This window comes from Candidatus Nomurabacteria bacterium, assembly GCA_023898425.1.
Classification (GTDB): Bacteria; Patescibacteriota; Patescibacteriia; order 2-12-FULL-60-25; family 2-12-FULL-60-25; genus HK-STAS-PATE-2.
On the sequence record CP060222.1, the window covers coordinates 1,023,233 to 1,032,800 of the forward strand.

At 45.9% G+C, this 9,568-nt stretch carries 13 protein-coding genes; 10 read left to right on the top strand and 3 right to left on the bottom strand.

Annotated features, from left to right (window positions below):
- Window position 1: 1 nt before the first annotated feature.
- Together H6759_05605 and H6759_05610 are read left to right on the top strand one after the other, a co-directional pair.
- Window positions 2-685, top strand: coding sequence for an iron-sulfur cluster assembly scaffold protein (locus tag H6759_05605; protein ID USN52450.1), 684 nt, complete (start codon window positions 2-4; stop codon window positions 683-685).
- A 14-nt stretch (window positions 686-699) separates the two neighbouring features.
- A complete protein-coding gene (locus H6759_05610; protein USN52451.1) occupies window positions 700-927 on the top strand; it encodes a ferredoxin in 228 nt (75 codons plus the stop codon).
- A gap of 57 nt (window positions 928-984) precedes the next feature.
- On the opposite strand, the gene H6759_05615 is transcribed toward H6759_05610, so the two are convergent.
- Both H6759_05615 and H6759_05620 read right to left on the bottom strand, forming a co-directional pair.
- Entirely contained in the window at window positions 985-1,668 is a 684-nt protein-coding gene (locus H6759_05615) for a hypothetical protein (GenBank protein USN52452.1), read from the bottom strand.
- Window positions 1,669-1,748: 80 nt separating this feature from the next.
- Window positions 1,749-2,939: a hypothetical protein gene (locus H6759_05620; GenBank protein ID USN52453.1), complete on the bottom strand. Its 1,191-nt coding sequence runs from the start codon at window positions 2,937-2,939 to the stop codon at window positions 1,749-1,751.
- A gap of 154 nt (window positions 2,940-3,093) precedes the next feature.
- Between H6759_05620 and H6759_05625 the strand changes: the two genes are divergently transcribed.
- The 8 genes from H6759_05625 to H6759_05660 all read left to right on the top strand — a co-directional run bounded on the left by H6759_05625 (window position 3,094) and on the right by H6759_05660 (window position 9,025).
- Window positions 3,094-4,908 carry a hypothetical protein gene (locus H6759_05625; protein ID USN52454.1) on the top strand — a complete coding sequence of 605 codons (1,815 nt, stop codon included), beginning with the start codon at window positions 3,094-3,096 and terminating at the stop codon, window positions 4,906-4,908.
- Window positions 4,909-5,274: 366 nt separating this feature from the next.
- Window positions 5,275-5,754, top strand: a complete 480-nt coding sequence (gene rpsF / locus H6759_05630) for a 30S ribosomal protein S6 (GenBank protein ID USN52455.1) — start codon at window positions 5,275-5,277, stop codon at window positions 5,752-5,754.
- Between the two features lie 34 nt (window positions 5,755-5,788).
- Window positions 5,789-6,253: a single-stranded DNA-binding protein gene (locus tag H6759_05635; GenBank protein ID USN52456.1), complete on the top strand. Its 465-nt coding sequence runs from the start codon at window positions 5,789-5,791 to the stop codon at window positions 6,251-6,253.
- Window positions 6,254-6,314: 61 nt separating this feature from the next.
- On the top strand, window positions 6,315-6,533 hold the full coding sequence (locus tag H6759_05640) for a 30S ribosomal protein S18 (protein ID USN52457.1): 219 nt from the start codon (window positions 6,315-6,317) through the stop codon (window positions 6,531-6,533).
- A 51-nt stretch (window positions 6,534-6,584) separates the two neighbouring features.
- Window positions 6,585-7,565, top strand: a complete 981-nt coding sequence (gene genX / locus H6759_05645) for an EF-P lysine aminoacylase GenX (protein USN52458.1) — start codon at window positions 6,585-6,587, stop codon at window positions 7,563-7,565.
- A gap of 54 nt (window positions 7,566-7,619) precedes the next feature.
- Entirely contained in the window at window positions 7,620-8,186 is a 567-nt protein-coding gene (efp, locus tag H6759_05650; protein USN52459.1) for an elongation factor P, read from the top strand.
- A gap of 75 nt (window positions 8,187-8,261) precedes the next feature.
- On the top strand, window positions 8,262-8,552 hold the full coding sequence (locus H6759_05655) for a hypothetical protein (GenBank protein USN52460.1): 291 nt from the start codon (window positions 8,262-8,264) through the stop codon (window positions 8,550-8,552).
- Entirely contained in the window at window positions 8,549-9,025 is a 477-nt protein-coding gene (locus H6759_05660) for a hypothetical protein (GenBank protein ID USN52461.1), read from the top strand. The genes H6759_05655 and H6759_05660 overlap by 4 nt, the downstream gene beginning before the upstream one ends.
- Before the next feature lie 63 nt (window positions 9,026-9,088).
- On the opposite strand, the gene H6759_05665 is transcribed toward H6759_05660, so the two are convergent.
- Window positions 9,089-9,556 carry a hypothetical protein gene (locus H6759_05665; GenBank protein ID USN52462.1) on the bottom strand — a complete coding sequence of 156 codons (468 nt, stop codon included), beginning with the start codon at window positions 9,554-9,556 and terminating at the stop codon, window positions 9,089-9,091.
- Window positions 9,557-9,568: the final 12 nt, after the last annotated feature.

Here is a 9,568-nt window from a genome sequence, read left to right on the forward strand (position 1 = left end):
TATGGATCCAATCATTAAACCTACAAATGAAGAGCGCAAAGGCGATGTTGTAACACCAGCAGCGGATAAAGGCTGGTTTTACGCGGATGCCGTTAAGGAACATTTCTTTCGTCCAAAGAACTTTTTAGAAGGGGATGAAGTTGAGTACAAGGATGCGGCAATGGGTATGGTGGGATCACCTGCATGTGGTGATGCAATGAAAGTGTGGATTCGTGTCCAAAAAGATAATGAAGGAAACGAACGCATCACAGATTTTAAATGGAAGACGTTTGGCTGCGCCTCGGCGATTGCTTCAACATCGATGATGTCAGTAATGGTCACAGAAAATGGTGGTATGACCGTTGAGCAAGCGCTTAAGCTTCGCCCACAAGATATCATGGAGCGCCTCGGTGGTTTGCCTGCGCGCAAAGTTCATTGTTCTGTATTAGGTGATAAGGCATTGCGTTCTGCTATTAATGATTACTTTCGTAAGTCTGATCAACAAGAGCGCATTATTGTTGAACACGGTCGCATTATCGACAAAGTATTAAAGGTCACCGATCATGATATTGAAGAGGCGGTTCTTGATGGCGCTCACACACTCGAACAAGTCCAAGCCAAGACAAAGGTAGGTACAGGTGACGCTTCTTGTATTCCAGAGGTCGAGCAACTTATTCGCTTTTACAAAGATAAGTACTTCGGTTAATATCCCATTCGTCTATGGAAATAAAAAAAATTGGTAAAATTGTGGTTGATCGCGACGCATGTATCGGCGCTGCACCATGCGTCACAGTAGCGCCGGGTGTTTTTCAACTTGATGAAGAAAATATTGCTTATGTCGTAGATCCAAAGGCTGCAGATGATGAAACAATTATGCTCGCAGCTCAAGCGTGTCCGGTGCAAGCGATTATTCTTTATGATGAAGAGGGTAATCAAATATTTCCTTAAGGAAACATTTTAATAAACAAAAGAGCGCCCGGATCCAGGTTGGATCACGGGCGCTTTTTAGTAGCCTCGGTTTGGGAGGTTTTTCGCAAACTCATAAGAAAAAGTCTGCAATTGAAATCCGAACTTACGGATATCCGCATGCTCATTCTCGAGCAAGAGATCGGAAATGCGTCCGAGCTCGACGATAAAAACGTCTGGAGCGTGAATGAAAGTCTCGACGGAGAGTCGGCTTTCAAACTGCGCGAGATCATCATGCAAGAGCTGAGCTACGCTCATGGCACTAGGTAGGTTCATGAGCTCATAACGAGCATCGATCGCTTCCTTATCAGCCTTGGCGAGTTCTTCGTTAAGCATCTCGATTATGCTTCGAGCGGTATCAACGTCAACTTCGTAAGTTTGTAGGAGTTTTTGATACTCTACATCCAGCGAAGTATAGTCAGTTCTTGATGCTTCAAGCTCTTCGTCAAGCTGAGCAATCAGTAGAGACTGCTCAATGAGCATGCGCCGAGCTTCTCTCTCGATATTCGCATGGATCAGCAAAAGGTTATTAAGCTTTTCTTTGCGAAGTAGCGCGAGAGTTTCGATATGTGCTTCTTCAAAAGACTTGGCACGGCGTTCAGCTTCATCAAGTCTTTGCTGCATTTCTACGTAAGTAGGATGCGACTGAAAGGGCATGTCAGAAGCGTTTTCACCATCTCCGACAAGCCTTAAGGGCGGCTTATTGGCAGGATCTTTCGACATGGTAACTCCTTTAAGGTACGCTTCAGCGACACGCTGATATAGTTTTTATAGCAGTTTTTAGCGAAAAAGTCAAGATCATTCTAGACTTTTTCTAAGACGATAAGCTGACGATGAACGTGTTGGTCGGCTCGACGATAGACAATAGGTTTTTCGTCATTACTCCATGCTTTAAGAGGATGGATGCGTTTATAGCCGGCTGCTAAAAGCTCTTCGTCAGTTAATTCAACGTAGTAAGGGCTGTTTTGTGACATCATGATTGGCCACGTGCAAACAATACGTCCGCCTATAGGTTGTAATGACGACAAAATAGGCAAGGCTTCTTTCCAGAGCTTTGTTACATCAGCCTGATTTCGTTCTAAAAACTGAGGAGATTCATGACCTTTGAGTGGTTTGCCTAGATACCCTTCTGTAACGATCGTATCAAAAACGCTGCCCGAAATATGATGGCCAATTTCTTGTACCGGCGCATGAATAACAGAAATGTGTTCGCGTTCTTCGGTAGTGATGGATCCGCTCTTGCGTAGCCAGTCGAGATTCATTAAAGCGCCACCAACTTGTTTTTGGTCGATGTCTGATCCAGTGATTTTTATTGTTGGGTGAAGTAGAATCGCCTCCATTAGTACGGTGCCTGAGCCGCAAAAAGGATCAAGAAGAGCATTCTTCGGTTGAGCGATATTCACCATCATGCGTGCAAGCTTTGGCGGTAACATACCGGTGAGCGCGTCACGAAAAGGTTTGCCAAAATCACGGTCACCCCAGCTATCGGCGTGTTGCACTTGTGTTGTGAGTCCAATAATCGCTTGCTCACCGTCAAAACCGATAACAAAATCATAACCCTCGGTCGTGAGTTCGAGTTTTTCGACGGCGGCGGGGGAGATGGCATCATGACCTTTACCGCTCATCCAACGAGACGATCGACCACGGCCTTTAAGGGCCTTTTTTACCTCCAGCGCAAGATGGCGAAAGGCTTTTTGTTGATTCGATGACCCACCAAACACGGTTAAGCCGTACACAATACGCGAAGCTCTAGGACGTTGTTCCATGAGCTCTGCGATATACTCGCCATTTAGTTCTTTCCAGGGGATGGTGGCTATAACTTCACCGCATTTTGTAATGCCTGCAAGAGTGTTTTGTGCAACCGCTAAATCAAGATCAGCATCAAAAAAAGCGACTTGGTCACAGAGAAATGGCTTAGGTAAGCCATAAGTCTGTAATATTTCAGCTAGAGAGAGTCTAGGTTGAACGCCTAAAACGGCAAAAATGCGGTGCATATGCGCTGAGCATACAGTAATCTGCTCTCTTTACAAAATCATAAAATAATGTTTAGTTACTGCCGTAACCCGGCATTGTCGGGCTTGGACTTTCTAACCCAAACCAAGGAGGTGCACGATGTGCATTCGGAAGTTAATCCTATGGCTTATCCTGGTGATCATCACAGTTGGATATAGTCCCATTACGGCATTGGCAGAAGAAGTGCCATGTCCGCATCAAGAGGATCGTGTGAGGTATCGCTGTTTCAGAGCAGAGGCTGGCGCAACAGGTCAGGTTGACTCATGGATTCAGCGTATCAATCAGAGTATCCCCGAAGGCCAAGAACAAATCGGCTATCGTCATTACGATAATGCCAACTTGGCTAATGGATGGCTGCTTTGTCGCGAAAGCCACAATCGATATATCAACCAAGTACGAAACTTTTCTCGTGATACGCCGATGACAACATCGGATTACACGAATCAGTTGTGCCCTGCGTCTACCGGAACGGTGATGCGCTGGGTGCGTGCTGGCAAGATCTATCGTGTGCCTCGTAGCGCCATCCCCACCCCTGGGGACCGACAACTGGCGATCGAAGCACAGATCCAGGCACGAGAAGCTCATGGCGGCTCGTTGTCTTTGGTCGAGCTAAACGCTTTTCTCGAGCAGATCCATGCCAATGAGATGGACACGACAGGAATGCGTCCAACGCGCGAAGAAACTTCTGCCGCGATTGCAGCAGTAGGGAGTGGTCTCACTACGTTGATTGCTACGCAATCGACCGAAGCAGACTCTCGTCAGGCTGTTGATGCTCAGAATCCACAGGAGCCTGCTCCTGTGGCTGCAAGCGAGCCCACGGTCATCGTGAGTTATCAGGACAGCAATAAGCTGTACCTAGTGCTGGCAATCGCGCTCTGTTTCATCGTCATTTTGCTGGGATATCTTCTCCACGATGCAAATCGTAAGCGTGAAGTGCTTGCCGTGCTCGTAAAGAAACTGCAAGCAAAGCCAAAGGACGACGAAGCCTCGCTACTCACGAAGTGGCTCAAGCCGCATCGTGAATCTCTCGGTGAGTTGATGGATGATCTGTACGACAGCCGTAAGCCTGCTCAAGAACGATTCAATTCGTTAGTGAAGTTTCTTTTGCAAGAGCTTCGCGAAGCAGATAAGCTTCTACATGATCGTGATTCTTCTCGCGAGTCACACGCGCGCGCTGAAAATGAACTCACTCAAGCCCGAAGCAAGTTGTCTGAGCTCGAAGCCGAAGCAGCACGTCTTCAAGAGCAGATCGTTGCTAACGAAGCCGCTCGACTTTCGAGTGAATACTCTGTAGACGAAGAAAGAGCTCAACGACTTGAGCACGATCTTCATGCTCTACAGAACAGGCATTTGGTGCTTGAGCAGCATGAAGGCGAGCTCAGGTTTCAGCATGAAGCGGCTATTGGCGCACTTGTACGAATGGCGAATGATATCATTGTCCGTCTCGGCGGTAATGAGCTCGATGAGAAAGCTATTCGTCTCGAATTGGCTGATGATCCTCAAAGCATCATTAACCACCTATTTGAGGCCGTCGCCAATGCGATCGATCAGTCTCCAGCAATTAACGCCTTGCAGAATTTGCAGGTGATTGGCAATGAGCTCGACTCGACCCAGACCGAGCTACGAGAACTGCGTGATGTTCATGCGGACCTCGTTAAGGTTCAGGCTGAAGCGACCTTCGTGTGTGATTACGTGAGTAAGTACATCGAGGGCGAAGGGGGCGATATGCTCCTTGCTCTGGTCGATAAAAGCGAGAATCTATCCGAAGAACTCCGAAAGAGTAATTCGCCGGGTCTTGCTACGTCGGATGAGCTGAAAAAGCTCTGTACGACATTCTTCAATAGTTTTGGTCATCTTTTGCTCTCGGCCAAAACGACGTATGAGCAAACTCCCGCGTCAAGTATTGGCGCAGGCTTTTACCGCATTAGCGGCAAGACATTGGTCGGTTAAGACCTGTAACACTTCGTTTATTTATTCAGCAAAGCTATTAGTGATCGAGTATCTCTCGCTAATAGTGATAGGTAGTACTGGTTTTACGCTTGAGCTTGCTCGCCTAAAACCGATCGTTCTATTGTAACGACTAAGGGCCCATAGCTACGTTCTATCGTGATCGAGTATCTCTCACGACAGTACGCCGGCAAAGAGTCCTTTATAATTTCTTAATATATTGACAATGGCCAGTATTTTCGCTAGGTTATGGCCACTTATCCATTTAGCGTGATTGGCCAAGCCCTTCGACTCATCCCTTGCTCTGCTCGGGATTTACTCAGGGCGCCCCGAACAGGGGTCTGTCACAACAAATACATGTCAGAAATCATGTCACAACGCTACGAGCTGTTGTACATCATCCCTACCACCATGACCGAAGAAGAGGCTGGTGCTGTAGAAACTCGTATGTCCGCACTTATTACTAAGTACGGCGGTACGGTAGAAGTCACAAAACGTTTAGGCAAGCTTCACATGGCTTACCCAATCAAGGATCAGCATCATGGTTATTACGTATTAACGTACTTCACCGCTGACCGTGATTCTTTGGCAACGATTGATACAAATCTTCGTATCCAAACCGAAATCCTTCGTTATATGACGGTGAGCGCACCTGCAGGTAGCGACGCGAAGTATGACCTCGTGCCTTTCCAAGAAGTTATTGTAGAAACCAAAGAAGAAAAGCGTGCAGCAAAGCGCAAAGCGGATGCTGAAGCAAAAGAATCAGCCGATTCTTCTGACGATACAGAAAAAGAAAACGACGACGCTTCTGACAAGCCTGCAAAAAAAGCAGATAAAGAAGAAGTCTAGACGTTTGTCTGCAGATTACGCATTATAGAAACCTATGGACTTGAACCGCGCTACGATTATCGGCAACGTAACCCGAGACCCTGAGCTCCGCACAACGGCAACTGGCCAAAATGTGTGCTCCTTCGGTGTTGCCACGAATCAAAACTGGACCGATTCATCGGGCCAAAAACAAACAAAGGCTGAATATCACAACATTGTGGTATGGGGTAAGCTCGCTGAGCTTGCTGGCCAGTACCTCTCAAAAGGCCGCAAGGTCTATGTCGAAGGTCGTTTGCAAACGCGCGAATGGGAGGCTCAAGATGGTGCTAAACGTAATCGTACAGAAATCGTTGCTGATAACTTTATTCTTCTTGATCGCCGAGAAGGCGGACCTGCTACACCAACAGGTTATCGCACTTCTTCGCCATCTCCTGCATCGCCTACAGCTTCTGGCTCATCCGACACGATGGATGCTGGGCTCGGCGAAGAAGAGATTCGTCTCGAAGATATTCCTTTTTAAACCTATTCATTTCACCCCGTGCTCATCTCGCTGAACCGTTCAGAAGAGCGCACCCAACATCATGAAAAAATCCACACACGAGAAGACTTGTTTCTTCTGCAAAATGAACATCGACGAAATTAACTACAAAGATACAAATAACCTTCGTCGTTATCTTTCATCCTTTGGCAAAATTGTTCCACGTAAGCGCTCCGGCGTTTGTGCTTGGCACCAACGTAAGTTAACGAATGCGATTAAGCGCGCTCGTTTCATGGCTCTCTTGCCTTACTTGGTTCGCTAATAGTAAAACCCCTGCCTTGTGCAGGGGTTTTAATTATTGTTAGATACTCACATGAAGAAAGATCTTATTACGTTACGTTCACAAACGGTCAAAAAGATTCGCCAGTTTTTTGATGAACGTGAATATCTTGAAGTGCATACACCTCGGCTATTAAGCCTACCAGGTCAAGAACCATATCTCGATCCGTTATGGACAATAGCGCATCGTCCAGATGGTTGGACGGGGGAGATGGCGCTTATTACTTCACCTGAATATACATTGAAAAAAATGCTAGGTTCTGGTTTTGATAAAATCTATGATCTAGGTCCCTGCTTTCGTGATCATGAACCATGGGATGGTTCACATGATATAGAATTTCTCATGCTCGAATGGTATCGGAAACATTCCTCATTATCAGACCTCATAAATGAAACTGAGGAGCTTGTTCGTTTTGTTATTCAAGATGAATTTACAATAAAACCATTTAGACGATTGACGGTCGAAGAGGCATTTCGCCTCTATGCAAAGCTCGAGTTAAATGAGCTCATTGGTGACGATAAAGCGATGAAGGCAAAAGCAAAAGAGCTTGGACAAACGGTTGGCACAACAGATACTTGGGACGATCTTTTTCATAAGATTTTTCTTTCTTTAATCGAGCATCGTTTAGGTTGGAACGAAGACAAGACCGTGTATCAGCCGACATTTCTTTATCGTTATCCAGCAAGCCAAGCAGCGCTCGCTAAACGTGATCCAAATGACGAGCGATATGCTTTGCGAGTCGAGCTCTATATCGGTGACCTCGAGCTTTGTAACGGTTTTGAGGAGCTTAGCGATCCGATAGAGCAGAGAACACGTTTTGAAGAAGAGATCGCCTTACGAAAAACGTTAGGCAAAAAAACATGGGCTATCGATGAGAGTTTATTAGCCGCATTGCCTCAGATTGGGGAGTGCGCTGGCAATGCTCTCGGAGTAGACCGATTAGCAATGTTACAGGCTAAAACACCCAATATAGGTGATCTAATGCCATTACCCATCAAAAAACGCTTACATTGACCATTTTAGGGCTTTGAGCCATACTCCCGACATTCATTACTATCTATTAAGACTATGGGATCTCCAAATGACATCAAAAAAGGCGTGGTAATCCGTGACCCTCAAGGGATTTGGCTCGTTGTTGAGTTTCAACACGTCAACCCAGGTAAGGGCGCCGCTTTTGTACGCACGCGCATCAAAAACCTTCAATCCGGCAAAATGCTTGAAACGACCTATAAAACATCAGAAACGATCGAATTGGTCGCGGTTGAGCGTCGTGATATGAACTTTCTCTATAGCGATGCTTCGGGGTATACGTTCATGGATAATGAAACCTTTGAGCAAGTCACTATGCCAGCGGATGAAATGGGTGATGATGCAAAATATCTTAGTGAAGGACTTAAGGTGAATATCACTATGTTCGAAGGACGTCCGCTTGCTGTCGAAGTACCACGCAAGATGACCTTTAAAGTAACGGAGTCAATGGACGCTGTGGCGGGTAATACGGCTTCTGGTGGTAATCTCACAAAAGAAGTCACGCTTGAAGGAGGTATCAAGATTCGCGTACCACTCTTTATCAAGCAAGGTGAATCGGTTATCGTCAATACAGAAACGGGAGAATACGTAGAACGTGCTAAATAACAAAAACCCCTCGAGAACATCGAGGGGTTTTCAATTAGTCCTTTTTGTGGTGTGCTAGATCTACGGAGGTGAGTCATGGGCAATCCTGTCATCATTCTCGTTGTAGGCATGCCTGGCGTTGGCAAAACAACAGCTATTCGCCTCGCGGCACAACAATTCGCTCGCTTAGGTCTTAAGACCGCTAGGCTCGATATCGATCGTTTTTCACGTCTTTTTCTAGATGACTATATGCCTGAAGGGATTCTCAATCCTACGTTAAAAGAGCGTATCTCGTTTATTCTGGAAGGCCTAAAGTTAAAAGCTATGCGGGCACTGAGTACGGGTGAGAATTTTCGCTGCTCATCCACAAGCAAAAAGAAGCTGTGAAAACCTGGGTTCGTAAACAAGCGGTGGATATCATTTTTTTGGAGCTACACTGGCCCAGGACAATTATTCACTATTCTTATCATGAGCTATGGCTTGTAACGGCGCCGCCGGCAAAAAGCCTTCGTCAGCTTCTAGCGCTTCAACTTAAGCCGAAAAACCCAGTGAAGCAAAAACCAGAAGATAAATTGGAGCAAAAGCCTGAAGATCAAGGACTTAAGCCAGAAGATCAAGAATATAAGACGGAAGATCAAGTATTATTGCGAATCAAAGCGGGTTACGCTGCAGCTCAAGCCCTATGGGGTAGAAGCTTTCAGGTTTTGCCTAAAGAAAAATTCTTTATCTCCAATGCATCGCATGGACGTAACGCCATTCGTTACCGCCTTCATAAACGCATCAAGACCATCGCTATGTGCTACGAAGACGGTCGATATGAAGACGAGGATGAACGCACAACACTTTCTCCTCCTGCCTAACAAAACACCCTCCTGTCATCTCGAGCAACGTCGAGAGATCGGAGGGTGTCTTTTTTTTACTATTTAGTATGTGTAGATAGTGCTCGTTTGGCTAATAAGAGCATTTGTTGCATTTTTTGTTGTGACGGATGCGTATACCGGGATAGACATATTCGCATTTCCTACGTAGTACGATGCTGAACAATACGATGTATTGGTACAGGTCTTTACGAGGGTTGGCGTTGTGCCTGCCCAGATAAATACCGTTAAGTCATTTGCAGAATAGTTTGAATTCGTGACATTAGCGGTAAGTGTTACTTGGCTATACGCAGGACGTGATCCGGATGGTGAGATAGTAAGCGCTGTTGTACCGGTTAACGTTGTGTAATTTGTCGTGTTGTTAAACGTAATAACTGGGAAGCTTTTGCTCAATAAGACATTACCGTAATGATCTTTTAGATAGCCTTGGTATTGGGCGGTTGACTGAGAACCAGATTTATTAACATTCTCTGTTAGGTAGCAGTTTGTTGTGTTTACACAAATCGCACGCATGCTGCCGTTTTG

Bases quoted from the DNA above. Each gene is read 5' to 3' on its own strand.
- H6759_05605 (USN52450.1), top strand. From the start codon at position 2: ATGGATCCAATCATTAAACCTACAAATGAAGAGCGCAAAGGCGATGTT.
- H6759_05610 (USN52451.1), top strand. From the start codon at position 700: ATGGAAATAAAAAAAATTGGTAAAATTGTGGTTGATCGCGACGCATGT.
- H6759_05615 (USN52452.1), bottom strand. From the start codon at position 1,668: ATGTCGAAAGATCCTGCCAATAAGCCGCCCTTAAGGCTTGTCGGAGAT.
- H6759_05620 (USN52453.1), bottom strand. From the start codon at position 2,939: ATGCACCGCATTTTTGCCGTTTTAGGCGTTCAACCTAGACTCTCTCTA.
- rpsF (USN52455.1), top strand. From the start codon at position 5,275: ATGTCACAACGCTACGAGCTGTTGTACATCATCCCTACCACCATGACC.
- H6759_05635 (USN52456.1), top strand. From the start codon at position 5,789: ATGGACTTGAACCGCGCTACGATTATCGGCAACGTAACCCGAGACCCT.
- H6759_05640 (USN52457.1), top strand. From the start codon at position 6,315: ATGAAAAAATCCACACACGAGAAGACTTGTTTCTTCTGCAAAATGAAC.
- genX (USN52458.1), top strand. From the start codon at position 6,585: ATGAAGAAAGATCTTATTACGTTACGTTCACAAACGGTCAAAAAGATT.
- efp (USN52459.1), top strand. From the start codon at position 7,620: ATGGGATCTCCAAATGACATCAAAAAAGGCGTGGTAATCCGTGACCCT.
- H6759_05655 (USN52460.1), top strand. From the start codon at position 8,262: ATGGGCAATCCTGTCATCATTCTCGTTGTAGGCATGCCTGGCGTTGGC.
- H6759_05665 (USN52462.1), bottom strand. From the start codon at position 9,556: ATGCGTGCGATTTGTGTAAACACAACAAACTGCTACCTAACAGAGAAT.